Origin of the sequence: Streptomyces sp. NPDC001903 (genome assembly GCF_042891345.1) — a bacterium.
In the GTDB taxonomy this organism is placed as follows: Bacteria; Actinomycetota; Actinomycetes; order Streptomycetales; family Streptomycetaceae; genus Streptomyces.
The window spans coordinates 548,264-572,203 of sequence record NZ_JBIASZ010000003.1; the positions used below are offsets into that span (position 1 = coordinate 548,264).

Here is a 23,940-nt window from a genome sequence, read left to right on the forward strand (position 1 = left end):
GGGCGGCACCTCAATCAGGGAGCAGCGGGGGAGATGCATGGAAGTTATCTCGATAATTTTGCGTCCGTCAACATTGCTCGATATTTCGATGAACGCCGGACCGTGGTCACGTCGACTCCGAGCAGGCCCCGGGACGCCCGCGGAAGGGTTCAGGCGACCGGCAGTACCACTCGCGCGGCGGCGCCGAACTCGCTTGCCGTGAAGGTGAGTTCGCCACCCGCCTCGGCGGCGAGCAGTTGGACGATCAGCAGCCCGCGACCGCTCTCGGCGTCCGGGTCGGCTTCCTCGGCGGGATCCGGCAGTCGGGGCGGCCGGGCACCCTGATCGGCGACTTCCAGCCACAGCCATCCCGCGCCGAAGGCCAGCCCGACCCGCATCCGGCCGCCGGCGGGGGCGTGCCGCACGACGTTGCCGGCGAGCTCGCTCAGGGCCAGCAGCAGGACGTCCGCCACCTCGGCGGAGACCGGCCAGCCCGCCAGGACGGACCGGGCCCGGGTGCGCAGCAGCGGGACGGAGGCCGGCTCGGGCTCCGCCACCCAGTGGGCGAAGCCGCGGACGCGGGGCGCGACCGGGGCGCTGACGGACGGGGCACTGCCGGACAGGGCACTGCCGGACGGGGCGCCGACAGGCGGGGCGCCGACGGGCACGACGCCGACAGGGGCACCTGCGGCCACGGCGCCGGCAGGGGCGCTCGAGGCGATCGCCCCGGCGGGGAGGGCGGCGGTGGTGAGCATGACGTGCTCCCGGAGGGGGAAGGCGACGGTCGCTGCGAGTGTCTCGTGTAACTACCTGGGAACTCAGATGCCCCGTGGGCTTGTGGTCAGCGGAAACGCGTCGCTAAAGTTGTGATTACACGTGTAACACGCTAAGCCTCCCCCGGTGCCCGCGCAAGCATTTCGGACAAAACGTTACGAAGCCCGGGCCGCCCGCACCGGACCCGCCGGCCGCCGAGGCCGCACACCGAATTGGGAAGAGCCTCAATGACGCAATCTCTCCCGGCCGAGTTCGACATCGCCGACATGACCTGGCCGCCCCCGCCGTACCAGCCGCCCGTCCCGTCCGTGACCGGCGCGGACGGCGTACGCCGCTTCGACGGGATCACGTACGCGACCACCCCCGGCTACCGCCCCCGCCTCCTCGACGTACAGGTTCCGGCGGGCGAGGGCCCCTTCCCGGCGGTGGTCTGGATCCACGGCGGCGGCTGGCTGGACGGCGACCGGCGCTACCCGCCGCCGACCGTGCCCGCCGCCCTGCTGCACGGCGCGGTCCTCGGCGCCGGGCTCGCGCTCGTCTCCATCGACTACCGGCACAGCCTCGAAGCCCCCTTCCCGGCCCAGCTGCACGACGTCAAGGCCGCCATCCGCTACGTCCGGCAGTTCGCCCCCGCCCTCGACATCGACCCGGACCGGATCGGCGTCTGGGGCGAGTCCGCGGGCGGCCACCTGGCCTCGCTCGCCGGGCTCGTCCGTCCCGGCGGCACGGACGCCGAGACCCTGGCGGCGCTGGAGGGCTCCCACGGGGTCGGCTCCGGCGACACCGGCGTCCTGGCCGTCGTCGACTGGTACGGGGTCCACGACCTGCCCGCCCTGGCCGCGCACCCGCTGCCGATGCCGACCGGCGCCGAGTTCCCCAACCCGTACGACGCCCTGCTGGGCGTCCCCGCGGCCGAGCAGGCGGAGCCGGCCCGGGTCGCGAGCCCGGTCACGTACGCCGTTCCCGGCTCGAACCCGCCGCCGTTCCTGCTGGTGCACGGCACCGCGGACGGGCTCGTCCCGTACAGCCAGAGCGAGACCCTGGCCGCCGCGCTGACGGGGGCGGGGGGCGAGGTGACGCTGAAGCCGGTGGCCGACGCCGACCACATCTTCCTCGGCTCCCCCGACATCCCCGCGATCGTCGCGGAGAGCGTGGCCTTCCTGGCCCGCCACCTGGGCGCGGGGGCCTGAGCCCCACCCCGGTCCCACTGCTGTCCCCTCGTGGGGGCGCGGCCCGGCCGCGCCCCCACGCGTACGTCGAAAGGCAGTCATGTCCCGGCACACACTCGCTCCGGCCCCTTCCGCCGCGGCCCGGCCGGGGGTGGCGGACCCGCGCCGCCGCCCCGGCATCCTGCTCCTGGCCGCGTTGCTGCTCGGCTCGGCCGCCGCACTGACCCTCACCGTCCGGGCGGACGTCGTGAACCCGCCCTTCCAGGCCGCGGACGACCGGTGGCTGGAGTGGATGGGCGGCCCGCACGAAGGGTTCCCGGCGGCCGTCGCGGCCGTACTCAACTGGTTCGGCGGCCCGCTGGGCGCCGTCGTACCGCTCGCGCTGCTGGCCTTCCTGCTCGTCCGCAGGCGCTGGGTCTCGGCGGGCTTCCTGCTCGGGGTCTACCTGCTGGGCAGCATGCTGGTGGTGCAGGGGCTCAAGCACCTGGTGGACCGCCCGCGTCCGGCGAACCCGATGGTCCGCGTCGACCACGGCTCGTTCCCCTCGGGCCATGCGGCGGGGGCGGCCCTGCTCGTCGTCCTGGTCGGCGTCCTGCTGATCCCGGCCGCGCGGCGGCGGGCCTGGTGGATCGGGGGCGCGGTGTTCACGCTCGCCATGATGTGGAGCCGCACCTGGCTGCACGCCCACTGGCTGAGCGACACGGTGGCGGGGGCCGCGGCCGGCGCCGGGGCCGCACTGCTGGCGTGGTGGGCCTTCTCCCCCGCCCTCGCCCGCGAACCCGCACGCGAAGGCGGCCGCGCCCGCAGCCGCAGCCGCGACGGCCTGCCGCGTCCCACCCCCTAGGCGGTGTTCTCGGCGCGGCCTTCTCCGGCCATGAACCGCCAGACCAGGGCGTGGCCCAGGACGATCAGTCCGATCAGCAGCAGGGCTTCGGCCTGGATGGGGCGCAGGCCGATGTGGCCGGCGAGTTCGGGACGGGCGCCGACGACGGCGATCAGTGCGTAGAGCAGAGCGGCCCCGGCCTGCTGCCGGGTGACGAACCGGTTGCCCCGGGCGCGGGCCAGCAGCCGCAGGGTGCACGCGCAGCCGACCAGGGAGAGGGCGACGAAGGCCGCCCGCCAGATCTGCGGCTGCTCGGTACCGCCGATCTGTGCGAAGAGACCCATCAGGGCGGGCAGCAGGAAGGAGAGGTAGATCCCTCCGACCACGCGCCGCAGGGAGGGGTCGCTCATCCAGGCGGCATGGCTCTGGACGACGTTCCACCACAGGCCGACCAGGGTGAAGCAGGTGGCGGAGAAGAGGGCGTAGAAGGCGCTGACATCCATGGACCACGAGAGTGGCAGCGGGTCCGGGAGCGGCGGGCGCCACACGCCCTGACACGGCCCCGGCCGCGCCGGGACGGCCTACGCGCCGCCACCCGGAACCCGCCCCCTCGGGGCTGCCGCACCCGCGTCGCCCACGCCCGCGTCGACCCTGGGCGGCCCGGCCCGGCAGGAGGTGCAGGTCCGCCAGGAGGCGCCGGTCCGTCAGGAAGTGCCGCGGTGGACGAGGAGCGCCTCGATGGCGGGGACCGGTGGCGTCGTCCCGGTCTCGATCAGCTCGTGCAGGGCGTCGGCGACGCCGGCCGGCGAGGGCAGGTCCAGGCGGACCGTGGTGAGGGCCGGCTGCTGCAGGGCGGAGAGGACCAGGTCGTCGGATCCGACGATGGCGACCTCGTCCGGCACCGCGATGCCCTCGGCCTGGAGGGCGTGCAGCAGCAGCGCCGCGTACTCGTCGTTGTACGCGAAGACGGCGTCCAGGCCCAGGCTCGGCCAGCGCCGGGCGAGGGCGGTCGCGGACTCCCGGGTGTACGCGAGCTCCACCGGGGTCACCGTCGCCATGTGCCGCGCGGCGACCGACTCGGCTCCGGCGAGGCGCGGGCGCGCCAGGGTGCCGAGGCCGCGCTCCTGGGGCAGGACCACGCCGATGCGCGTCCGGCCCCGGGCGATGAGGTGCTCGGCTGCGGTGGCGCCGATGTCGGCGTGGTCGAAGCCGATGGTGTGGACGCCCGCCACCGGGCGGGCGGCGAAGGCGAGCAGACCGCGCACACCGGCGCGGCTCAGCAGTTCGGCTGCCTGCTCGGTGAAGCGGTCGCCGTCGAGGGCGATGACCGCGGCCGGGCGCAGCTCGGCCCAGGCACGGGCGGCGTCGAGGGGGTCCGCGAAGCGGCCCGCGTGCAGGACGGCCGTGTAGCCGTGCCGGTCGAGCTCGCTGTGCAGGTCGTCGACCCAGTCGCTGACGAGCCGGCCGATGGCGGAGATCGAAGCGGGCATCAGGACGAGGTTGCTGCGGCCGGCGCGCAGGGACCGGGCCGCGGCGTGCGGTACGTAGCCGAGCTGCCGGGCCGCGTCGAGCACCCGCGTGCGGGTGCTCTCGCTGACCCGGTGGCCGGGGGTGTCGTTCAGTACGAACGACACGGTGGCGCGTGACACCCCGGCCAGCCGGGCCACGTCCGCGCTGGTGATCGACACGGGTGGCGCGGGGCTGCTCGCCACCTTGGCCTTGGGCTCCCTGGGCATGGTCCTCGGTGCTCCTCGGGTAGACCGGCACGCCTTTCTCCCCAGGTTACACGAGTTAGATCATTCGGCCTTGCGGGCTTCGTGCAGGCGCCGCGAGGCCCCGGCGAGGTCGTCGAGGGCGGTGACGGCCGAGTCGAATCGCATCGTGGTCCGCGTCCGCGCGCCGTACGGCTGCCACCGCGGCATGCCGGGGTGGTTCGGGTCGCCGGTGCGGACGAACGCGATCCACGCCCGGTGCATGGTGCGGGCGAGGCCGTCGCGTACGCCGGGGGCGAGCCCGGCGAGGAAGGGCGCCTGCGACCACTGCTCGAAGTTGTCGAACACGAAGGGGAGTTCGAGGCAGTGGGCGGCGCCGAGCCGGCCCTCGTACGCGGCCGCCTGGAAGTCGAACTGGTAGGCCCAGACGGGGTGCTCCGAGTCGGCGCGGGCCTCGGCCAGCCCGACGGACGGGACGCGGAAGAGCTCGTCCGTGATCAGGTCCATGAGGACGTCGGCGGGGCGGGCGCCCGCGCGGGCCGCCTCGTACGCGGCGTAGACCTCGGGGGCGGCCTCGGCTCCGAAGGTCTCCGCGATCCGGTCGGTCACCTGCTCCCGCGTGGCGGCGGCATACCCCTCGTCGAGGCCGAAGCCGAAGTTGGCCTCCTCGCGGGTCCAGCCGATCATGACGTCGACCTCGGCCGCGGCCCCGTGCAGCAGGGCCTCGACCGGGTGGCGCCCGAGGGTGGCCCCGTCGACCACGGGCAGGAACGGGGTCGGCCAGTAGCCCCAGCGCATCGTGCGGGCGAAGAGGCCGCCGGTCGCACCGATCAGGGCCGGCCAGGGCAGGGCGCGCAGCTCCTCCGCGGTCGCGGCGCCGGCCAGCTCCCGGAAGGCGGCGGTGCGCTCCCGGTAGGCGTCGGGGTCGGGGAGGTCCAGCCCGAAGGGCGGGCTCTGCAGGATCACCCGGCGGATCAGCCCAGCGGCCTGCGGATGCCCTGCGAGGGCGGCGGTGGAGACGGCGCCGCCGGACTGGCCGGCGACGGTGATGTTCCCGGGGTCGCCGCCGAAGGAGGCGATGTTCTCCCGCACCCAGTGCAGGGCGGCGAGCTGATCGGAGAGCCAGGGGTTGGCCGCCTCGTCGTCCTCGTCCGGGGAGAAGTAACCGAGCGGCCCGATGCGGTAGTTGATGCCGACGAACACCAGGTCGCCGTCGCGCGCGAAGGTCGCGCCGCCGTAGCCGGGCAGCGAGCCCGATCCGGATACGAACCCGCCGCCGTGGATCCACAGCAGTACCGGGCGCCGGGCGTCGTCCGCCCCGGGCGTCCAGACGTTGAGCGTCAGGCAGTCCTCGTCGAAGGGGGGTGACCCGTGGCCGCCGAGGACGGGGTCGCCGCCTTCGCTGTACATCTGCGGGGCGCTGGGGCCGTCGGTGCTCGCGTCGCGCGTACCGCTCCAGCCGGGGTGCGGCCGGGCGGGCCGCCAGCGCAGGTCGCCGACCGGGGGTGCGGCGTACGGGACGGTCCGGAAGACGGAGAGTCCGTCTTCGACCGCCCCGCGCAGTCGCCCCGCGGGGAGGTCGACCACGGGCGGCGGATTGCGGTGCTCGGTGTGTGCCATGGAGCCCTTCCTTCGTCGTTCCGGGGGCCGGCGGGCGGTGGACGCACGCCGGCCCCGGTCACGAGAATATGGTGAATCTCGGACGACCGTCAATGATTCTCTATATGAGCGAGGCGGGTCCTCAGAGCCACAGGCTGTCGGCCGCCATCCGCTCGGCCTCGACCCTCAGCAGCGGTTCGAACGCCCTCCACAGCAGCATGCAGCTGCCGGCCGCGGCCAGCGCCCCGGCGACGGTGTCGCTGAGCCACTGGGCGTGCAGCCAGGTCCGGCTGGCCATCATGGCGACGACGTACAGCGCCCCGAAGAGCCACCACCAGCGGCGGGCCCGCGGGGGGAACACGAGCACGGCGGCCACCACCACCAGCGCCACGGCGTTGAACACCTGGCCGGAGGGGAACGAGCCGTCGTTGACCAGGACCCACGGGTGCGGCGGGCGGGGACGGTCGACGAGCTGCTTGAGCGGGAGCACCACGAAGACGTTCGCCACGATGGCGGCGGTGAGGGCGAACAGCCCCGAACGCCAGCGCCCGTAGACGCAGAGGCAGCCGATCAGACCGAGCGGCAGGACCGTGCCGAACGGGCCGCCGAGCCGGTCGAGAACCGTGGCGAAGCCGGTGAGGGCGTCACCGCGCGAGCCGTTCACGGACGCGGCCCAGGCGTCGTCGAGGCCCTGGAAGAAGGGGCGTCGGGTGACCGAGACCAGGAGGCCGATCAGCAGCGAGCCGAGGAGGAGGGCGGAGCCGATGGCGACCGCGTGGCGGGGAGGGGCCGCCGGGAGGTGGTGCCGGGGAGCGGGGATCAGGGAGCGGGATGCGCGGTGCGCGGGCGGGGGCACGGCGGAGGGACGTGGCATGACGGGCCTTTCACGGCGGCCCCCCGAGCGGTGGGGGCACGCGGGGAGCGGACAGGCACGGGCGGGTGGAGGCATCGCGGGGGCGGTGAAGGACGGGGCGGGGTACGGCGGAAGCCATACGGCGGGAGCGAGTGCGGCCGAAGCGGGAACGGCCGAAGCGAGTACGGCGGGAGCGGGTACGGCGGGAGCGGGTACGGCGGGAGCGGGGATCGCGGACCGGCGAGGGGGACCGGGGAACGCGGGCCGGGAGCCATGGGCGCGGGCCGAAGAGCCGAGGACCAGGGGCCGCGGACCGGTAGGCCGGGGGAGGCCGGAGAGATGCGGGGAGTTCGGGGAGAGCCGGCAGCCGGCAGCCGGCCGCGAGCCCGTGCGATGAGCGGCGACGGGAGCCATCGCGATGCGGCACGGAGTATTGCGGATGCGTGACCGCCGCCACAAGTGCAAGACAGATTCCGGACACGTTCTCCCTGCTCAGTGGCCTTGACCGGGTGGTTACACGTCCTCGCAGCCCGGAGCTCGCCTCGATCACGATCCGCATACCGCCCGGCCTCAACCTCTAGCGGGACCCCGGAATGGGTGCTACACAGTGTCCAAGCGCCGAAGGTGACACGTGTAACAACATCACGTGAACGAATTGCGATCGCCTGCCGGGCCACCCCCGGGCGCCGTCACAACCGCCGAAGCCGCAGGTTGCGCCGCCTCCCCCGCGCCACACTTCCGCACCCCCTTCTCGCCCCGTCCCCCGAGGAGTCGTCATGGCCCAGAACGAAACCATCGACCCGCCCGCCCAGGCGGATCCGGAACCGCCCCGCCAGCGCGCGCTCCTGCCCCTGCTGCTGGTCGCCAACTCCGCCCTGCTGGCGGTGTACATGGGCGTCGGATCGATCCTGCTGCCCACGCAGATCGCGGAGATCGATCCCGCCAACAAGGTCGCCGTACTCGGTGTGATCGGCGGGATCAGCGCGGTCTTCGCGACCGCCTTCAACCCGATCGCCGGCGCGCTCTCCGACCGCAGCGGCCGTCGCAACCCCTGGATCCTCGGCGGTGCCTTCGCCTCGCTCGCCGCACTGGCCTTCCTCGGCTACGCGACCACCGCGCTCGTCGTCGGCATCGGCTGGTGCCTCGTCCAGGCGACCATGAACGTCTACCAGGCCGCGGTCACCGCGATCGTCCCCGACCGGGTGCCCGTCGCCCGGCGCGGTACCGCGTCCGCGCTGGTCGGGCTGGGCCTGCCGATCGGCGGTACGGTCGGGGTGCTGATCGCCTCCGCCACCGCGGAGCACCTCACCACCGGGTACCTGGTCTTCGGCGCGATCGTCGCCGTGTCCGCGCTGCTGCTCACCACGCTCTGCCGAGACGTGCCGCGCACCGGTCCCGCCCCGGCCGCCGTCTCCAAGCGGGCCCAACTGGCCGCGTTCCTCTCGGCGTTGGCGAACCACGACTTCCGGTGGGCGTTCATCGGCCGGGCCCTGATGGTCCTCGGCTACTTCTCCGTCGTCGGCTACCAGCTGTACATCCTCGACGACCACATCACCCTGCCCTCCGGGCTGACCCCGCCCGCCGCGATGGCGGTGCTGACCCCCGTGTCGATGGTGGCGATGGCCGTCTCGACCGTGGTGGGCGGGATGCTGTCCGACCGCTGGGACCGCCGCAAGGTGTTCGTCGGCGTCTCGGCCGCGCTCGCCGGGCTCGTCATGGTGGTCCCCGTGATCAGCCCGACCTGGACCGGCATGCTCGTCTTCAGCGCGCTCAACGGGCTCGCCTTCGGCTGCTTCATGGCCGTCGACACCGCCCTCGTCACGCTGGTCCTGCCCCGGGCCGAGGACGCCGCCCGCGACATGGGCGTCCTCAACATCGCGAACGCCGGGCCGCAGATCATCGCCCCCTTCGTCGCCTCGGCCGTCGTGACCGCCCTCGGCGGGTACACCCCGCTCTTCCTCGTCGGCGGAGCCCTCTCGCTGATCGGCGCCCTGGCGATCCTCCCGATCCGCAGCGTGCGCTGACCGCCCGCCGACCGCGTGCCGGCCACCCGCCGACCGTGCGTCGGTCACCCGCCGCTCCCCCGCCCGGGCCGCCGCTTCCGCTTCGCCGCGGCCCGGCCCCCGACTCCGGCGGGCGCATGCCGAGGGTCGTGCGCCCGCCGGTCCCCACCCACCGCACCCTCAGCGCACCTTCGCCTCCTCCCCTCCCTTTCCAAGGAGCCCTCTGTGAGACGCAAGCGAGTCCTGCCGCCGACCGTGCTCATCCTGTGCACGGCCGCCCTCGCGGGTACGGCCCCCGCGGTCGCCTCGCCGCTGACCGCGCCCGCGCAGCCTGCGGCAACTCCCGCTGCCCCGCTGCGCATCCTGCTGACGAACGACGACGGGTACAACGCGCCCGGCATCCGCAAGGCGTTCGAGCGGCTGACCGCCGCCGGGTACGACGTCACCATCGTCGCCCCGCTCACCAACCAGAGCGGCACCGGCACGAAGATGATGAGCGCCCCCTCCATCACGGTGAAGCACCCCGAGCCGAAGGTGTGGGCCGTCGACGGCACCCCCGGCGACTCCGTGCTCTTCGGCCTCTCCGAGGTCTTCGAGGGCCACGCCCCCGACCTGGTGGTCTCCGGCACCAACTTCGGCCCGAACGTCGCCGGTCTCGCCACCCACTCCGGTACGGTCGGCGGCGCCGTCGCCGCCCTCGAGAACGGGGTGCCGGCGATCGCGCTGAGCACCGGCGGCCTGGCCGTCCCCGACCCCACCGCCACGGTCAACGCGATGGGCCCCACCATGGACTTCGCGGTCAAGCTGATCGACCGCCTGCGCACCCGGGCGAAGTCCGGACCGCTGCTGCCCAAGGGCGTCGGCCTGAACGTCAACCACCCGGTCGTCGGCGCGGACGGCAAGGGCACCGCCGCCGGCGTGGCCGCGACCTTCCAGGACCCCCAGGCCCCGCTCCAGCCGGACTTCACCGACTCCGGGGACGGCACCTGGAAGGTGGACGTGCAGTTCCGCCCGCAGCCGGCCGCCAAGGGCGGTGACGTGGAGGCCGTGAGCGCCGGAAAGATCGCCGTGAGCCCGATGAACGCCGACTGGAACGCCGGACCCGCCGAGTCCGCCGTCGCCGCGGCCCTGATCGCGGGAGTCCGCCCATGAGGCGACCTCGTACCCGCACGGTACGGTCGCTGCTGGCCGCCGCCTGCGCGGCGGCGGCCCTGCTCACCTCGGCGCTCCCCGCCGCGGCGGCGACGGGGGCTTCGTCCGGCGGGTCCCCGCGCCCGCAGGCCACCGTGGCGCAGGGCGTACTGCGCGGGCAGGACCACGCCGGCGCCCAGGAGTTCCTCGGTGTCCCTTACGCCGCTCCCCCGGTCGGGGACGCCCGGCTGCGCCCGCCCCGGGAGCCGCGCCGCTGGACCGGGGTCCGCGAAGCCGTCCGACAGGCCCCGGCCTGCCTGCAGTTCTCGCCGTTCGGGCTGCGCGATCCGGCGGACGTCAGCGAGGACTGCCTGTACCTCGACGTGTACCGGCCCCGCACGGCCCGCCCCGGGGCCCGGCTGCCGGTGGTCGTGTGGCTGCACGGGGGTGCGTACAGCCAGGGCACGGGTACGCAGTTCGGCGGCCGCACCATGGCCGATCTCACCGGCAGTGTCGTCGTCAGCATCAACTACCGCCTGGGGCAGCTCGGTTACCTCGGCCTGCCCGAGATCACCGGCCAGAACGCGCAGCACTCCGGCTCCTTCGGACTGATGGACCAGATGGCCGCACTGCGCTGGACGCGGGAGAACGTCGCCGCGTTCGGCGGGGACCCCGGGAACGTCACGGTCTCGGGGCAGTCGGCCGGCAGCGGTTCCGTCTGCGCGCTGCTCGCCGCGCCGTCGGCGGCCGGGCTCTTCCACCGGGCCGTGCTGCAGAGCGGTCCGTGCACGCTGCTCCGTACGCCGGACGGCGCGCGGGCCGAGTCCGAGGCGCGGGCCTTCGCCGCGGCCGCGGGCTGTACGGATCCGGCCTCGCCGGCCGCGTGCCTGCGGTCCGCTTCCGGTCCGGCGCTGGTCGAGGCGGCCCGTACGGTTCCCGCCTCGGGTCCGGCGTCCGGTGACGGGCTGCTGCCGGTCGATCCGGCGACGGCCATCGCCGGCGGGCACTGGAACAAGGTGCCCGTGATGATCGGGAGCACCCGCTCCGAGGCACGCCTGTTCGTTGCGCTGACGCAGCCGTACCTGACGCAGGAGCAGTACACGGCGCAGGTCCTGGCGGGGTACGGGGCCGCCGGGCCCGAGGTGCTCGGCCGGTATCCGGTGTCGGCGTACGGGTCGCCGTACCTGGCGCTGTCCGCGGTCATGACGGACTCGACGTTCGCCTGCCAGACGGCGTGGACGGCGCAGCTGTTCGCCGCCCAAGTGCCCACCTTCGTCTACGAGTTCGATGACCCGGACTCGCCGACGCTGTACGGGGCGCAGGTGCCCGGCCTGGACGAGTCGAACGCGCACAGCGCGGAGCTGGCGTACCTGCACGACTTCACCATGGGTGAGCGCCCGCTGACGAGCGATCAGGTGGCGCTCGCAACGCGGATGAAGCGCTACTGGGGCGCGTTCGCGCGCCACGGGGCCCCCGTGGCGCCGGGTCAGACGGCCTGGCCCGCGGCCGGGTCCGGGTCCGGGTCCGGTGCCACGGTCCTCACGCTGAGCCCGTCGGCAACGCGGGCCGGCACTTCGTTCGGGTCGGACCACCAGTGCGCGTTCTGGCGGACCCAGCCACCCCGCCCGCTCTGACCGGCCGGGCACGGCCGTGCCCCGGGACCCCTGCGGTCCCGGGGCACGGCCGCGTCGCCGTGTCCGGGCGGGGCGGGCGGGCTCGCCCGAGCGGCCGGCGGTGCGTGGTGAGCGGCTACGCGAGGGCCTCGCGCAGCGTGTCGATCGCGAGGCCGATGGCGAGGCCTGCGGCCCGGGTCTCGCGCAGTACGTTCAGCATGACGAAATCGTGGATGGTCCCCTGCACGCGCAGGGCCGTGACCGGCACTCCTGCTCCGCGCAGCTTGGCGGCGTACGCCTCGCCCTCGTCGCGCAGGACGTCGGCCTCGGCGGTGATGACGAGGGCCGGCGGCAGCCCGGTGAGCTGTTCGACGGTGGCGCGCAGCGGGGAGGCGGTGATCTCGGCGCGCTGCGCGGCGTCGGTCGTGTACTGGTCCCAGAACCACTGCATGCCCTCGCGGCGCAGGTAGTGGTCGGTGGCGAACTGCCGGTAGGAGTCGGTGTCGAAGGAGGCGTCGGTGACCGGGTAGAAGAGCACCTGGTGGACGAGGCGGACGTCGCCGCGCTGCCGGGCCATCAGGGTGAGCGCGGCGCTCATGTTGCCTCCGACCGAGTCGCCCGCGACGGCGAGGCGGCTGCCGTCGAGGTCCTTGCCGGCGCCCTCGCGGACGATCCACTGGGCGACGGCGTAGTTCTGCTCGATGGCGACGGGGTAGCGGGCCTCGGGCGAGAGGTCGTACTCGGGGAAGACCACGGCCGCGCCCGTGCCCACGGCCAGCTCGCGGACGAGCCGGTCGTGGGTGCGGGCGTCTCCGAAGACCCAGCCCGCGCCGTGGATGTACAGCACGACGGGGAGCGGGCCGGTGGCTCCGCGCGCGCGCAGGATGCGGGCCCGCACCTCGCCGGTCGGGCCCGGCACGGTGACCCACTCCTCGTCGACGGCGGGCAGGGTGACGCCGTCGCCGCTCTGGAGGTCGTCCAGGGCCTTGCGGCCCTCGGCGACCGGGAGCTGGTACAGGAACGGCGGCTGGGCGGTGCTGTCGGCGAACGCCTGGGCGGCGGGCTCCAGCACGAGCCGGTTCGTCATGATCGGTGCTCTCCTCGGAGGATTCGTCACGGATTGCTCAGTACCGTCCTCCAGGATCACACCGATGACCGCCCCGGACCGGGACCCGGCCACGGCGTGTGGCGCGTGGTCGGGCGAGTGGTCAGGCGCGGCAGCGCAGCATCCGAAGCGGCGGGTACGCGAGGAGGTCCGCCCAGAAGTCCTTGCCGAACTCGCGGATGCCGGCGTCGGACACCTCCAGCGGGACCCAGGTCAGTTCGGTGAATCCGGCCGCCCGCAGGCACGCTTCGTAGACCTCGCGGCGCGGGGCGGTGGAGACGATGCTGATCGGCTGGGGTTCGAGGAAGGCCGTGACCCGCACGCGCGGACCCGTCTCGATCTCCTCGCCGGTCGGCTCACAGCGGAAGCCGTACTCCTCCAGGGACGGACAGTCGAACCGGTAGTCGGGATTCTGTGCCAGTACGAAGAACTCTCCGCCCGGCACCAGGCCGCGGTGGATGTTGCGGCACATCCGCTCCATCGTGGCGATGTCCTCGGCGTAGTTGAGGCACTGCACCCCGATCGCGATGTCGAAGCGCGGGTCGAGGGGCGCCAGCTCCGCCACGTCGCCCACCTCGTAGCGCACGCCCAGGGGGCCGCGCCGCTCGATCTCCCGCGCGGCGGCGATCATCTCGACGGAGATGTCGACGCCGAAGACGTCCGAGGCGCCGCGCCGCTTGAACTCCCTGCTGTAGAAGCCGGTGCCGCAGGCCACGTCGAGAACCGACTTGCCGCTCACGTCCCCGACCAGGCCCAGGAAGCTGGGCACCTCTCCGTACCGCATCATCGGCAGGGACTTGAACCCCTCGAACGCCTCGCCGATCTCGTCGTACTGCTGTCCGCTCATCGTGCCGTCCTCCCCGTGGTGGGTCTTGGCTGGCAGTCTCACCGAAGCCTGACGGACCGTCGCACTGGCAGAACGCACAAAGATCCGGATGCCGTCCCGGCTCCCCGTACGGGCGGGCGTCAGACGCGCCCGGTGCGGGACCCGCGCCGGCGGAGGGTGAACACGGCGGCCGCGAGGGCGAGGAGGACGGCCGCCACGGTCAGCAGCCAGGCCGGGATCCCGCCGACGGTGAGCAGTTCCCCGTGGTAGATCACCTTGCGGTACGGCGTGTCGGCGGCGGCGCGCAGTTCGTGGTCGCCGTCGATGCGGCCCGGCTCCGGGAACTCCTGGTCGATGGCGGTCAGGAACGCCGGCTTGCCGCCGGTGAGCGCGGCGAGGCCGCCCTCCGGGGTGACCTCGCCGGCGAAGGTGACCTTCGGCTTGGCACCGCCGATCGCGGAGGCGGGCTCCATCCGGTGGTCGGCCAGGATGTACAGACCGAGCGACTGCGGGCTCTTGGCCAGCCGGGACAGCCGCATGGGGTAGACCAGCCGGTCGCTGTCGAAGCGGATCTTCAACGGGTCGAGGGTGCCCGTCAGGGTCTTGCCCGGCCGGCTGGGGGCGAGGCGTACGGCGACGTACTCCCACTTCTGGTCCACGTACGGCTTCAGCTCGGCGGAGAGCCCGTCGGGCAGCTTGAAGCCGTTGGCCTCCAGCCAGCCGCGCAGCGCGTCGGGGTCGGTCGCGGTCAGGCGCGCGACATCGAAGTCGCCGAGCTGCTCACGGCCGACGACGCCGACCGAGGGCGCGCCCGCGCCGGGCGCCGCGTCGCCGACGGAGCGGGAGCCCGAGGCGAAGGGCCAGTCCCGGTCCCGGGGCCAGAAGTAGCTGCGGGTCTTGAACTCGGGCCGGGTCAGCCAGGTCAGCTGCCGGAACATCTCCCCGTCGCCCAGCTCCACCGTCGCCCGCCCCGGCACCGGCATGATCCAGGCCGCCCGCGGGGCGTCCCCGCGGACGACGAACCGCATCACGATCTGTTCCGTGCGGCCGTCGAAGCCCACGACCGAGGTCTCGCGTTCGACGCCGATCCGGGCGTAGCCCTCGGGGATCATCGCCCCGCAGCCGCACGCGTACGCCGGGCTGATCAGGGATCCCAACTGGGTCGCGAGCAGGGCCAGGAGCAGGGCGGCGATTCTTCGTTTCATCCACACGGGGTCTCAGACGAAGGCCCCCGTGATCCGGTTCCGGCCGGGGCGGTCACAGGGCTGTTCCGACTCGCGGAACCCCCTGGTCAGGCCGGTTCCCGATGCCCATACTGCTCGCATGAGAGGGACGGACAGCACGCCGCGCAGCAGCCCCCTGGTGCCCGACGCGGTGGGGGCGGAGATCGGCCGGCACGACTGGGATGCCGTCACGTGCGGCTGCGGCCGGGGCGCGGGGCATCTCGTGGACACCCTGTGGGCGGCGGCCGAGGGACACCCGGCCGCCTTCCGCGCCCTGGAGGGACACGCCTTCCTGTCCGGCCGTCTGCACCCGCCCGCTCCCGCGGTGTGCGGGGTGCTGATGGCCGTCTGGTCGGCGGGGCCGCCGCGGCTGGCCACCCGCGAGGCGCTGCTGTGGACGCTGCTGTCGCTGCTCGGCACCGAGGACGACGGGTCCTCGCACGAGGCCGGGCTGTACGGGCAGTGCGCGGCCTTCGTCCGTGCCGGTCTGCCCTCGCTGCGCCACGCGGCGGCCGCCGCTCCGGGCACCGCGACGGCCGCCTACGTGGACGGCGTCGTGGAGTTGCTCGGCCTGGGCTCCTGAGGCCGCCGCTCCCGACGGTCCTGCCGCGGCAGGACCGCGACGGCGCCGAGGCAGCTCCGCAGCAGCTCCGGGGTGACCTCCTCCAGGGACCGCGCGAAGGTGCGTACGGGCGAGGCCGGCACCTCCAGCAGGGAGGGCACCACCAGCACCCCGCACCCGGCCGCCTCCGCGGAGGCGGCGCCGTCCGGCGAGTCCTCCACCGCCACGCAGTCGCGTACGTCGGCGCCGAACCGCTCGGCGGCGCTCCGGTACGGGTCCGGGTGCGGCTTCGTGCGGTCGGTGTCGTCGGCGGACAGCGTGAACGCGAACGGGACATGGGCCAGCGAACCGCCGACGACCGAGTCGACCACCAGCCGCGGCGAGGCGCTGACCAGGGCGAAGGGCACGCCCTGGGCTTCGAGCGCGGTCAGCAGCTCCTGGGCGCCGGGCCGCATCGGCGCCCCGGCCTCCACCCGGCCGAAGAAGTCCGCGGTCAGGGCCCGCGCCACCTCGGACGGGTCTCCCCCTCCCGAGACCCGTACGAGGTGGGCGGCGGTGTCCTCGACGGCGCGCCCGACGACCTCGGGGGCGTCCGCGTCGGTGAGTGCGTGGCCGAGGCCCTGGGCGACCTGCTCGGCGGACTGCCACCAGAGCACCTCGGTGTCCACCAGGGTGCCGTCCATGTCGAACAGGACGGCGGCGAGGCCGCTCACGCGGGCCGGGCCACGACGAGCACCGGACGTTCGGCCAGGCCGACGGCGGCCCGCGCCCCCGGCGCCAGCTCGCCGGCGGCCCGCGAGGGCAGGTCCGCCTTGACGGAGGTGCCGCCGGGCAGGTCGAGGTGGAGCCGGGTCACCGCGCCGAAGAAGGACGCGGAGACCACGGTGGCCGTGCCCTCGGGGTCGGCGGTCGCGGTGACGTTCTCGGGCCGGACCAGCACCTCCACCTCCCGCGTGGCCGTCGGGACTGGGCCGTCGACGGGCAGCCGGGCGCCGGCCACCTCCACCAGGCCGGAGTCGGTGAGCCGTCCGGGCAGCCGGTTCATGGTGCCGACGAACTCGGCGACGAACGGCGTCGCGGGGCGCTCGTACAGCTCGGCGGGGGCCGCGCACTGCTCCAGGCGTCCGGCGTTCAGGACGGCGACCCGGTCGGCCATGGACAGCGCCTCCTCCTGGTCGTGCGTGACGAACACGGTGGTGATGCCGAGGGAGAGCTGGAGCCGGCGGATCTCGTCGCGCAGGTTGGCCCGCACCTTGGCGTCGAGCGCGGAGAGCGGCTCGTCGAGCAGCAGGACGCGGGGGCGCAGTGCCAGGGCGCGGGCGAGGGCCACGCGCTGCTGCTGGCCGCCGGACATCTGGTGCGGGTAGCGGTCGCCGTGGTCGGGCAGGCCGACCAGGTCCAGGAGTTCGGCGGCGCGCTCGCGGCGCTCGGCCGCGCCGACCTTGCGTACGCGCAGGCCGAAGGCCACGTTGTCGCGGGCGCTGAGGTTCGGGAAGAGGCTGTACGACTGGAAGACCATGCCGGCGTCGCGGCGGTTGGCCGGTACGCGGGTGATGTCCTGGCCGTCGACGAGGACTTCACCGGAGTCGGGCTGCTCGAAGCCCGCGACCACGCGCAGCGCGGTGGTCTTTCCGCAGCCCGACGGGCCGAGCAGGGCGACGAGTTCGCCCGGCTCGATGGTCAGGTCGAGCCCGTCGAGGGCGACGGTGGAGCCGAACGCCCGCCGCAGGCCGCGGAATTCGACGCGCGCGCCCGGCGTGGAGTCCGCGGACCGCTCGGGCTTCCTGGCCGCGGGAAGGGTGGTGGACATGGAGGTCAGGACTCCTTGCGGGAGGTGGGGGACGTACGGGGGGCGGAGGACACCGTGGCGGGGTTGGTCCCGGCCCGCGAGAGGAGGAGCAGCAGCAGCCAGGTGATGAGCAGGCTGAGGATGGAGACGGCGACCGACATCCGGGCGTGGGCTCCGGAGATGGTGACGATCCACACGGCGAAGGGCCGGAAGCCCAGCAGGGAGGCGATGGTGAACTCGCCGAGGACCAGCGCCAGGGTGAGGAAGGCGGCTCCGGCGAGCGAGGCCCGCAGGTTGGGCAGCAGCACGCGCAGGACCACGTACGGCCAGCTCGCGCCGCAGCTGCGGGCGGCCTCGACCAGCGTCGGCACGTCGATGGCGCGCAGGCCGGCGTCGAGCGAGCGGTAGACGAAGGGCAGCGCCAGCACGGTGTACGCGAGGACCAGTACGACGGGGAACCGCTCGTCCTGGACGGCCAGGAAGGTCTGGTAGAGCGGGGTCCGCGAGAGGTGCTCGGGGCCCCAGCGCAGCACGGTGGTGATACCGGTGACCAGCGCGATCGGCGGGACCACCAGCGGCAGCATGCACATCACCTCCACGACCGGGCGCAGCCGCGGCGAGCCGAGGCGCACGGCCACCAGCGCGGGCACGGCGAGCAGCAGCGAGGTCGCGATGGTGGCGGCGGCCAGCCCGAGGGAGAGCAGCATGCTCTCGGTGAACCCGTCGGCGGCCAGGAGCTGGGTGTACGCCTCGAAGTCGATGCCCTGGCCGGGCACGTGCACGGTGAACACGAAGGAGGCGATGAGCGGTACGAGGAAGTACGCGCCCGCCGGCAGGAGGACGGCTCCGCGCCAGACGCGGGGCCGGGGGCGGCGGCGCGGGGCGCCGGCCCGCGCCGTGACGCCGGCCGGTGCCTCGCCGGAGTCCGGGGTGGTCTCCGCGGCGCCCGGGGCGGTCGGTGCGGGCGTCGGGGTCATCGCAGCCATCGGGCGCTCCGTCGCTGGAGGGGCAGGTAGACCGCCATGACGAGGCCGGCGATCAGGATCATGTCGAGGCCGAGGGCGAGCGCCACGTTCTCCTGTCCGGTCAGCACGTTGCCGGACAGCGCGTCGGCGATCTTGAGCGTGACCAGCGGTACGGAGCCGCCGACGAGGGCGGCGGCGGTGGCGTGCGCGGCGAAGGCGGTGCCGAAGAGCAGCACGAACCCGCCGAGCAGGGAGGGGGCGAGCACCGGCAGGCCGACGTGGCGCCAGAACTGCCACCCGGTGGCCCCGTTGTTCTGGGCGGCCTCGCGCCACTGCGGGCGCAGTCCGTCGAGCGCCGGGGCGATCACGAGCACCATGAGCGGGATCAGGAAGTACAGGTAGACCACGGTCAGGCCGGTGAAGGAGTACAGGTTCCAGCCGAATCCGGTGAGGTCGGCGAGCTGGGTGACGACTCCGGAGATGCCGACGGTGGCGATGAACGCGAACGCGAGCGGCACGCCGCCGAAGTTGGCGAGGACGCCGGACGCGGTCAGCGCGGCGCTGCGCAGGGCCTGCGAGCGGGAGGTGACCACGGCCTGTGCGATCAGGACCCCGAGCACGCCGCCGATCAGTGCGGTGAGGGCGGAGAGCTGGACGCTGCCGACGAGCGAGCCGAGGTACGGGCCCTGGAGCGAGCGCGAGAGGTGCTCGCCGGTCAGCCGGGTGGCGCCGGTCGAGGGGTCGGTGCGGGTGACCGCGCCGAAGGCGATGGCGCCGAGCGGGATACCGAAGCAGAGCCCGGTGAAGGCGAGGAGCGGGAGGGCGGCCAGCCAGGTGCGCGGGCCGCGCCGCCGGCGGCGGCTGGTGGTGCTGCCGCCGGCGGTCCGCTCCGGGTGGGAGGCGGGGGTGGAGGGGGACATCAGGAGAGGGCCTTGTCCCACTTCTCGGCGAGGGTGGCCTTGGCCTTGTCCAGCTCCGCGGAGGCGGGGAAGGCCGGGGTGCCCTGGATCTGCGGGAGCTTGGCGGCGGCGTCCTTGTCGACGGTGCCGTCCTGGGTCAGGGCCGGGAGCAGGACCGCGCGGGCGTGGCCCTTGAGGTAGAGGTTCTGGCCCTCGGCGCTGTAGAGGAACTCCATCCACAGGCGGGCGGCCGCCGGGTTCGGGGCCTCCTTGTTGACGGCCTGGGAGTAGTACTGGGCGTAGACGCCGTCGGTGGGGACGGCGACCTTCCAGTCGACGCCCTTGCCCTTGAACTGCTCGGCGTAGCCGGCGTTCAGGTAGTCCCAGTCGATGGAGATGGGCGTCTCGCCCTTCTCGACGGTGGCCGGGGTGGACTCGACCGGGATGAAGTTGCCGCTCTTGCGCAGCTGGCCGAAGAAGTCGATGCCGGGCTGGATGTCGGCGAAGGAGCCCTTGTTGGCGAGGGCGGCCGCGTAGACGCCGCCGAAGGCGGAGCCGGACTTGGTCGGGTTGCCGTTGAGGGCGACCTTGCCCTTGTACTCGGGCTTCAGCAGGTCCGCGAAGGTCGCCGGGCAGTTCGGGATCTTGGCCGCGTCGCAGCCGATGGAGACGTAGCCGCCGTAGTCGTTGTACCAGCGGCCGTCGGCGTCCTTCTGGCCGGCCGGGATCTTGTCCCAGGCGGTGACCTTGTACGGGGCGAACAGGTTCTCGGCGGCGCCGCTGCGCGCGAAGGCGATGCCCAGGTCCATGACGTCGGGGGCGCGCTTCTGGCCCTTGCGGGACTTCACGGCGGCGATCTCGTCGGCGCTGGAGGCGTCCGGGTTCTCGCTGTTGACCTTGATCTTGTACTTGGCCTCGAAGGCCTTGATGATCTCGCCGTAGTTCGCCCAGTCCGGCGGCAGCGCGATGACGTTGAGCTGGCCTTCCTTCTGGGCGGCCGCGACGAGGGCGTCCATGCCGCCGAGGTCGGCCGCCGAGGCGGCGGCGCCCGGCTGGACCTTGGACTTGCCGTCGCCGGCGGCACCGGCGGCCTTGTCCGGAGCGGCGCCACACGCGCTGAGCGTGGTGAGGACGGCGGCGCTGAGCAGTACGGCTGCACCACGGCGAGCGGAGGAACTGAGCACGGTCTCTCCCGGAGACGGGTTCCTGACGGGGGTCGACTTGTCTGAACAAGTTGGCTCCAGTTCGCCCGGCCTCGCCATACGGGAGGTGAACGGCGACTGGACCGCGGGGCACGAGTCGAGGAAGAGACGAGATTGACCGAAAGAAGCCGTGACAAGGAGGGTGTAATGATCTTCAACGCCCTGGTCGGCAAACGCGCCGGGATACCGTCGGCGGCGTCAGGGGACACACCACGGCCGACGGCTTGGGGGCGGAGTACGGCATGGGCACGATCCGGTATCTGGAGATCGCCGACGCGCTGCGCGCGGCGATCCTGTCCGGCGAGTACGCGGTGGGCGCCCAGCTGCCCTCCGAGAGCGACCTGGCCGCCCGCTGGTCCGCCTCGCGCGGAACGGTCCGGCAAGCGGTGGCCACGCTCGCCGCGGAGGGGCTGATCGGCTCGCGGCAGGGCGCCCGGAGGATCGTCCTGCGCCACGAGCGGCGGCACAGCTTCGGCGAACTGAACAGCTTCGCCCAGTGGGCGGAGGGTCTCGGCCAGGAGGTCACGAGCCGCTTCCTCTCCCGGGTCCGCCGGCCGGCCACCGCCGAGGAGGCGGAGCGCCTCGCGCTCGCGCCGGACACCGAGGTCCTGGCCGTCGTACGGCTGCGGCTCCTCGACGGGGAGCCCACCATGGTGGAGCGGACCGCGTACGCCGACTGGGTCGCGGCCGCGGTCGAGGCGCTGCCGGACGACGTCCGCTCGGTGATGGACAGCCTCGCGAACGACTCCGGGATCGTCGCCCACTACGGCGAGCACCTCATCGACGCGCTCGGGGCCGGCAGCGAGGACGCGCGGCTGCTGGAGATCCGGCGCGGGAGCCCGCTGCTGCGCCAGCGACATGTATCGGCCACCGCCACCGGTCGCCCGATCGAGTGGACCGACGACCGCTACCGGCCCGGCAGCGTCACGTTCAGTGTGAGCAACTCCGCGGTAGCCACTCCCCTGGAGCGCCGTACGGGCGAGGGGTGACGGGGGGGCCGGGTCAGAGCGTGCCCTCGGCCATCACCTCGTCGATCGCCCCGGGCAGCCAGTCCGCCACCCGACCGAAGCGGTAACCCAGGCCCTCGGCACGGCTGTTGTCGAGGGCGTAGCCGCGGTCGAAGGAGAACGGCGAGGCGGGGGAGCCCTGTTCGACGATCCGGAAGGTGGCGGGGCGGCCGACCCGCTCGGCGACGCGCGCGCACAGCCCGAGGACGTCCAGCGCCCCGTGGGAGGCGGCGTCGACCACACCGGTGAAGGACTGCCCGGCCGTCCACCGCAGGAACCGCGCGATCTCGTGGTGGTGGACGAACGAGGTGGCGTACGGGGCCTCGTGCACGTCCACCGGGGTTCCGGCGGCGATCCGTCCGACGTAGTGCGCCAGGCGTCCGGTGAACTCCTCCCGGCCGCCGCCGAGTACGTGCGCGGTCCGTACGGCGGCGAAGCCGAAGGGGCCGCCGTCTTCGCCCGGACCGCGCAAGACGGCCTCGGCCTGCCGCTTCCCCTCCGCGTAGGCCCGGGCCTCGGGGGTGGGCGGCGCCGGGTCGTAGACCTCCATCGTCGAGGTCATCACGTAGCGCGCGGTCCGGCCGGCGAAGACCCGGCGGGCGACGGCGGCCTGGAGCGGCGTGTAGCAGACCTGGTCGACCACGGTGTCGAAGGTGCGCCCGCCGAGGGCTTCCAGCAGCCGGCCCTCGTCGTCGCGGTCGGCGACGAGGTGGCCGACGCCGGGCGGCGGGACGGCGGAGCCGCGGTTGAGGACGGTCACCTCGTCGCCCGCGTCCCGCAGGAGGGTGACCAGGTGCTTTCCGAAGTACCGGCTTCCGCCGATCACGAGAATCTTCTGCATGGGCTCGACTGTGCCGCTGTATGGTCCCCAGCAGAACCGATCACCTGCTGTACCGGTATGAAGGAAAACTGATGATCGACGTGCAGCGGCTGCGCATCCTGCGGTCCGTCGCCGAGCACGGCAGCTTCAACAAGGCGGCCGCGGCCCTGCTCCTGACCCCGTCCGCGGTCTCGCAGCACATCGCCTCGCTGGAGCGGAGCCTGGGCCATCCGGTGGCGGTCCGCAGCACGCGCGGGGTCACCCTGACCGAACCGGGGCGGCTGCTGGTGGAGGCGGCGGAGACGATCTCCGCCGAGCTGGACCAGGTGCGCCACGCGATCGACCGGCTGACAGCGGACCGGCCCCGGCTGACGGTGGCCACCTTCACCAGCGGCGGCCGACGGCTGCTGCCGGCGGCCCTGGCCCGGTTCGTGGCCGCGCACCCCGAGGTCGAGCTGACCGTACGGGAGGCGGAACCGGAGGCCGCGGTCCCCATGGTGCGCTCGGGCGACGCCGACCTGGCCCTCGCCTACCACTTCGACGGCCCGCCGCCCCTGCGCGCCGGGCTCGACTGGACGCCGCTGATGGACGATCCGCTCTGGCTGGCCCTGCCGCCCGGACACCCGCTCGCCGGCCGCTCCTCGCTCAGCCTGTCCGAACTCGCCGCCGACCGCTGGGTGCTGGGGTGCCTGAAGACGGAAGCCCATCTGCGCCGGTACGCGGAGCTCGCGCGCTTCGACCTGCGGGTGGCCGCCTCCACCACCGACTACTTCTTCGCCCAGACCCTGGTCGCGGCGGGCGTCGGCGTCTCGCTGATCCCGCACGTGTCGCTGGCCCCGGAGGCCGCCGTCGCCCTGGTGCCGATCGAACCCCCGCGCCCCGCCCGCCACATCGGCGTGGTCACCCCGCGCCGGCGGCGCCCCCACCCGTACGCGCGGGCGCTGACCTCGGCGCTGGCCGAGGCGGCGCAGCGGTGAGCCGGTCAGTCGTCCGAGGGGCCTGAGGCGTCGACGATGCGGCCGTCGCGCAGCTCCACCACACGGTCCGCGAGTTCGATCAGAGCCGGGTCGTGGGTGGCGACCAGGGCGGTGACCCCCTCGCTGCGCACCACCGCGCGCAGCAGCTGCATGATCGAGCGGCCCGTCTCGGAGTCGAGCTGACCGGTGGGCTCGTCGGCGATGATCAGGGCCGGCTCGTTGGCCAGGGCTCGGGCCACGGCGACCCGCTGCTGCTGACCGCCGGAGAGCTCGCCGGGCCGCTGCTCCGCGTGTTCGGCGAGGCCGACCAGCGCGAGCAGGGTGCGGGCGCGCTCCTCGCGCTGCTTGGCCGGGACCTTCCGCATCCGCATCGGGACGCCGACGTTCTCCACCGCGGTCAGGACGGGGATCAGCCCGAAGGACTGGAACACGAAGCCGATCCGGTCGCGGCGCAGCGCGAGCAGGCCCTCCTCGTCCAGCCCGGCGAGATCGGTGCCGTCGAGCACGACGCTGCCGCCGGTCGGGGCGTCGAGGCCGCCGACCAGGTTCAGCAGGGTCGTCTTGCCGGAGCCGGAGCGGCCCTTGAGCGCGGTCAGCCGCCCGCGTTCGACCTCGAACGACACCCCGCGCAGGGCGTGCACCGCGCGTTCGCCGCTGCCGAAACTGCGCTGGAGGCCGTGGGCCACGACCATGGGCGTCTGCGCCTCGTCGGCCTGGTTCTGCGTCATGGTGTGGACTCCCCCTGGAATCTGCCGACGATCGCCGCGGCGGCCAACGCAACCGCCTCAATCGCCCTCAATCGCTTCGTTTCGAATTTGTTCATCCGCCCCACCCTTCGCGCAAGCCCCTTCCGTCGCGCGTTCGAATCTGACAGCATCGTCCGCTATCCGGTGCCAACGGTCCGGATGG

General features: G+C 73.7%; 23 protein-coding genes. 8 read left to right on the forward strand and 15 right to left on the reverse strand.

Annotated elements, in window-relative coordinates; translation table 11 throughout:
* Window positions 1-149: 149 nt before the first annotated feature.
* Window positions 150-734, reverse strand: a complete 585-nt coding sequence (locus ACFYZS_RS09215; protein WP_389008584.1) for an ATP-binding protein — start codon at window positions 732-734, stop codon at window positions 150-152.
* A gap of 246 nt (window positions 735-980) precedes the next feature.
* Between ACFYZS_RS09215 and ACFYZS_RS09220 the strand changes: the two genes are divergently transcribed.
* Window positions 981-1,943 carry an alpha/beta hydrolase fold domain-containing protein gene (locus tag ACFYZS_RS09220; protein WP_389008587.1) on the forward strand — a complete coding sequence of 321 codons (963 nt, stop codon included), beginning with the start codon at window positions 981-983 and terminating at the stop codon, window positions 1,941-1,943.
* 79 nt (window positions 1,944-2,022) lie between these two features.
* Complete coding sequence (locus tag ACFYZS_RS09225; RefSeq protein WP_389008590.1) at window positions 2,023-2,766, forward strand: phosphatase PAP2 family protein; 744 nt, start codon at window positions 2,023-2,025, stop codon at window positions 2,764-2,766.
* Here ACFYZS_RS09225 and ACFYZS_RS09230 read toward each other — a convergent pair.
* From ACFYZS_RS09230 to ACFYZS_RS09245, 4 genes are all read right to left on the reverse strand, one after another.
* Window positions 2,763-3,248 carry a hypothetical protein gene (locus ACFYZS_RS09230; protein ID WP_389008592.1) on the reverse strand — a complete coding sequence of 162 codons (486 nt, stop codon included), beginning with the start codon at window positions 3,246-3,248 and terminating at the stop codon, window positions 2,763-2,765. The genes ACFYZS_RS09225 and ACFYZS_RS09230 overlap by 4 nt on opposite strands.
* Before the next feature lie 201 nt (window positions 3,249-3,449).
* A complete protein-coding gene (locus ACFYZS_RS09235; protein WP_389008595.1) occupies window positions 3,450-4,481 on the reverse strand; it encodes a LacI family DNA-binding transcriptional regulator in 1,032 nt (343 codons plus the stop codon).
* Window positions 4,482-4,541: 60 nt separating this feature from the next.
* Window positions 4,542-6,077 carry a carboxylesterase/lipase family protein gene (locus ACFYZS_RS09240; protein ID WP_389008598.1) on the reverse strand — a complete coding sequence of 512 codons (1,536 nt, stop codon included), beginning with the start codon at window positions 6,075-6,077 and terminating at the stop codon, window positions 4,542-4,544.
* Window positions 6,078-6,198: 121 nt separating this feature from the next.
* A complete protein-coding gene (locus tag ACFYZS_RS09245; RefSeq protein ID WP_389008601.1) occupies window positions 6,199-6,930 on the reverse strand; it encodes a phosphatase PAP2 family protein in 732 nt (243 codons plus the stop codon).
* Window positions 6,931-7,685: 755 nt separating this feature from the next.
* On the opposite strand from ACFYZS_RS09245, the gene ACFYZS_RS09250 reads away from it, so the two are divergent.
* The 3 genes from ACFYZS_RS09250 (at window position 7,686) to ACFYZS_RS09260 (ending at window position 11,677) form a co-directional block, all read left to right on the forward strand.
* Window positions 7,686-8,933: an MFS transporter gene (locus ACFYZS_RS09250; protein WP_389008604.1), complete on the forward strand. Its 1,248-nt coding sequence runs from the start codon at window positions 7,686-7,688 to the stop codon at window positions 8,931-8,933.
* Between the two features lie 204 nt (window positions 8,934-9,137).
* Window positions 9,138-10,064, forward strand: a complete 927-nt coding sequence (gene surE / locus ACFYZS_RS09255; protein WP_389008607.1) for a 5'/3'-nucleotidase SurE — start codon at window positions 9,138-9,140, stop codon at window positions 10,062-10,064.
* Window positions 10,061-11,677 carry a carboxylesterase/lipase family protein gene (locus ACFYZS_RS09260; RefSeq protein ID WP_389008610.1) on the forward strand — a complete coding sequence of 539 codons (1,617 nt, stop codon included), beginning with the start codon at window positions 10,061-10,063 and terminating at the stop codon, window positions 11,675-11,677. The genes surE and ACFYZS_RS09260 overlap by 4 nt, the downstream gene beginning before the upstream one ends.
* 115 nt (window positions 11,678-11,792) lie before the next feature.
* Here the strand turns inward: ACFYZS_RS09260 and ACFYZS_RS09265 are convergent, their stop codons facing one another.
* The 3 genes from ACFYZS_RS09265 to ACFYZS_RS09275 form a co-directional block, all read right to left on the reverse strand.
* Window positions 11,793-12,743 (reverse strand): alpha/beta hydrolase, encoded by a 951-nt coding sequence (locus tag ACFYZS_RS09265; protein WP_389008613.1) that lies wholly within the window; start codon window positions 12,741-12,743, stop codon window positions 11,793-11,795.
* Between the two features lie 121 nt (window positions 12,744-12,864).
* Window positions 12,865-13,608, reverse strand: coding sequence for a class I SAM-dependent methyltransferase (locus tag ACFYZS_RS09270; protein ID WP_389008616.1), 744 nt, complete (start codon window positions 13,606-13,608; stop codon window positions 12,865-12,867).
* 119 nt (window positions 13,609-13,727) lie between these two features.
* Entirely contained in the window at window positions 13,728-14,792 is a 1,065-nt protein-coding gene (locus ACFYZS_RS09275; RefSeq protein ID WP_389008619.1) for a DUF2330 domain-containing protein, read from the reverse strand.
* Between the two features lie 118 nt (window positions 14,793-14,910).
* Here ACFYZS_RS09275 and ACFYZS_RS09280 point away from each other — a divergent pair, with 118 nt between their 5' ends.
* Window positions 14,911-15,393: a hypothetical protein gene (locus ACFYZS_RS09280; protein ID WP_389008622.1), complete on the forward strand. Its 483-nt coding sequence runs from the start codon at window positions 14,911-14,913 to the stop codon at window positions 15,391-15,393.
* Here the strand turns inward: ACFYZS_RS09280 and ACFYZS_RS09285 are convergent.
* The 5 genes from ACFYZS_RS09285 to ACFYZS_RS09305 are packed head-to-tail and all read right to left on the reverse strand — an operon-like array spanning window position 15,351 to window position 20,209.
* Window positions 15,351-16,085, reverse strand: coding sequence for an HAD family hydrolase (locus ACFYZS_RS09285; protein WP_389008625.1), 735 nt, complete (start codon window positions 16,083-16,085; stop codon window positions 15,351-15,353). The genes ACFYZS_RS09280 and ACFYZS_RS09285 overlap by 43 nt on opposite strands.
* On the reverse strand, window positions 16,082-17,182 hold the full coding sequence (locus tag ACFYZS_RS09290) for an ABC transporter ATP-binding protein (protein ID WP_389008628.1): 1,101 nt from the start codon (window positions 17,180-17,182) through the stop codon (window positions 16,082-16,084). Before ACFYZS_RS09290 ends, ACFYZS_RS09285 begins: the two co-directional genes overlap by 4 nt.
* A gap of 5 nt (window positions 17,183-17,187) precedes the next feature.
* Window positions 17,188-18,138 carry an ABC transporter permease gene (locus ACFYZS_RS09295; protein WP_389008856.1) on the reverse strand — a complete coding sequence of 317 codons (951 nt, stop codon included), beginning with the start codon at window positions 18,136-18,138 and terminating at the stop codon, window positions 17,188-17,190.
* Window positions 18,135-19,046, reverse strand: coding sequence for an ABC transporter permease (locus tag ACFYZS_RS09300; protein ID WP_389008631.1), 912 nt, complete (start codon window positions 19,044-19,046; stop codon window positions 18,135-18,137). Before ACFYZS_RS09300 ends, ACFYZS_RS09295 begins: the two co-directional genes overlap by 4 nt.
* A complete protein-coding gene (locus ACFYZS_RS09305; RefSeq protein WP_389008633.1) occupies window positions 19,046-20,209 on the reverse strand; it encodes an ABC transporter substrate-binding protein in 1,164 nt (387 codons plus the stop codon). Before ACFYZS_RS09305 ends, ACFYZS_RS09300 begins: the two co-directional genes overlap by 1 nt.
* A gap of 260 nt (window positions 20,210-20,469) precedes the next feature.
* Here ACFYZS_RS09305 and ACFYZS_RS09310 point away from each other — a divergent pair, with 260 nt between their 5' ends.
* Window positions 20,470-21,216 (forward strand): GntR family transcriptional regulator, encoded by a 747-nt coding sequence (locus ACFYZS_RS09310; RefSeq protein ID WP_389008636.1) that lies wholly within the window; start codon window positions 20,470-20,472, stop codon window positions 21,214-21,216.
* 13 nt (window positions 21,217-21,229) lie between these two features.
* On the opposite strand, the gene ACFYZS_RS09315 is transcribed toward ACFYZS_RS09310, so the two are convergent.
* Window positions 21,230-22,075 (reverse strand): reductase, encoded by an 846-nt coding sequence (locus ACFYZS_RS09315; RefSeq protein WP_389008639.1) that lies wholly within the window; start codon window positions 22,073-22,075, stop codon window positions 21,230-21,232.
* A gap of 71 nt (window positions 22,076-22,146) precedes the next feature.
* Here ACFYZS_RS09315 and ACFYZS_RS09320 point away from each other — a divergent pair, with 71 nt between their 5' ends.
* On the forward strand, window positions 22,147-23,031 hold the full coding sequence (locus ACFYZS_RS09320) for a LysR family transcriptional regulator (protein ID WP_389008642.1): 885 nt from the start codon (window positions 22,147-22,149) through the stop codon (window positions 23,029-23,031).
* 5 nt (window positions 23,032-23,036) lie between these two features.
* On the opposite strand, the gene ACFYZS_RS09325 is transcribed toward ACFYZS_RS09320, so the two are convergent.
* Window positions 23,037-23,759, reverse strand: a complete 723-nt coding sequence (locus ACFYZS_RS09325; protein ID WP_389008644.1) for an ABC transporter ATP-binding protein — start codon at window positions 23,757-23,759, stop codon at window positions 23,037-23,039.
* Window positions 23,760-23,940: the final 181 nt, after the last annotated feature.

Bases quoted from the DNA above. Each gene is read 5' to 3' on its own strand.
- ACFYZS_RS09215 (WP_389008584.1), bottom strand. From the start codon at position 734: ATGCTCACCACCGCCGCCCTCCCCGCCGGGGCGATCGCCTCGAGCGCC.
- ACFYZS_RS09220 (WP_389008587.1), top strand. From the start codon at position 981: ATGACGCAATCTCTCCCGGCCGAGTTCGACATCGCCGACATGACCTGG.
- ACFYZS_RS09225 (WP_389008590.1), top strand. From the start codon at position 2,023: ATGTCCCGGCACACACTCGCTCCGGCCCCTTCCGCCGCGGCCCGGCCG.
- ACFYZS_RS09230 (WP_389008592.1), bottom strand. From the start codon at position 3,248: ATGGATGTCAGCGCCTTCTACGCCCTCTTCTCCGCCACCTGCTTCACC.
- ACFYZS_RS09235 (WP_389008595.1), bottom strand. From the start codon at position 4,481: ATGCCCAGGGAGCCCAAGGCCAAGGTGGCGAGCAGCCCCGCGCCACCC.
- ACFYZS_RS09240 (WP_389008598.1), bottom strand. From the start codon at position 6,077: ATGGCACACACCGAGCACCGCAATCCGCCGCCCGTGGTCGACCTCCCC.
- ACFYZS_RS09245 (WP_389008601.1), bottom strand. From the start codon at position 6,930: ATGCCACGTCCCTCCGCCGTGCCCCCGCCCGCGCACCGCGCATCCCGC.
- ACFYZS_RS09250 (WP_389008604.1), top strand. From the start codon at position 7,686: ATGGCCCAGAACGAAACCATCGACCCGCCCGCCCAGGCGGATCCGGAA.
- ACFYZS_RS09260 (WP_389008610.1), top strand. From the start codon at position 10,061: ATGAGGCGACCTCGTACCCGCACGGTACGGTCGCTGCTGGCCGCCGCC.
- ACFYZS_RS09265 (WP_389008613.1), bottom strand. From the start codon at position 12,743: ATGACGAACCGGCTCGTGCTGGAGCCCGCCGCCCAGGCGTTCGCCGAC.
- ACFYZS_RS09270 (WP_389008616.1), bottom strand. From the start codon at position 13,608: ATGAGCGGACAGCAGTACGACGAGATCGGCGAGGCGTTCGAGGGGTTC.
- ACFYZS_RS09275 (WP_389008619.1), bottom strand. From the start codon at position 14,792: ATGAAACGAAGAATCGCCGCCCTGCTCCTGGCCCTGCTCGCGACCCAG.
- ACFYZS_RS09280 (WP_389008622.1), top strand. From the start codon at position 14,911: ATGAGAGGGACGGACAGCACGCCGCGCAGCAGCCCCCTGGTGCCCGAC.
- ACFYZS_RS09290 (WP_389008628.1), bottom strand. From the start codon at position 17,182: ATGTCCACCACCCTTCCCGCGGCCAGGAAGCCCGAGCGGTCCGCGGAC.
- ACFYZS_RS09295 (WP_389008856.1), bottom strand. From the start codon at position 18,138: ATGACCCCGACGCCCGCACCGACCGCCCCGGGCGCCGCGGAGACCACC.
- ACFYZS_RS09300 (WP_389008631.1), bottom strand. From the start codon at position 19,046: ATGTCCCCCTCCACCCCCGCCTCCCACCCGGAGCGGACCGCCGGCGGC.
- ACFYZS_RS09310 (WP_389008636.1), top strand. From the start codon at position 20,470: ATGGGCACGATCCGGTATCTGGAGATCGCCGACGCGCTGCGCGCGGCG.
- ACFYZS_RS09315 (WP_389008639.1), bottom strand. From the start codon at position 22,075: ATGCAGAAGATTCTCGTGATCGGCGGAAGCCGGTACTTCGGAAAGCAC.
- ACFYZS_RS09320 (WP_389008642.1), top strand. From the start codon at position 22,147: ATGATCGACGTGCAGCGGCTGCGCATCCTGCGGTCCGTCGCCGAGCAC.
- ACFYZS_RS09325 (WP_389008644.1), bottom strand. From the start codon at position 23,759: ATGACGCAGAACCAGGCCGACGAGGCGCAGACGCCCATGGTCGTGGCC.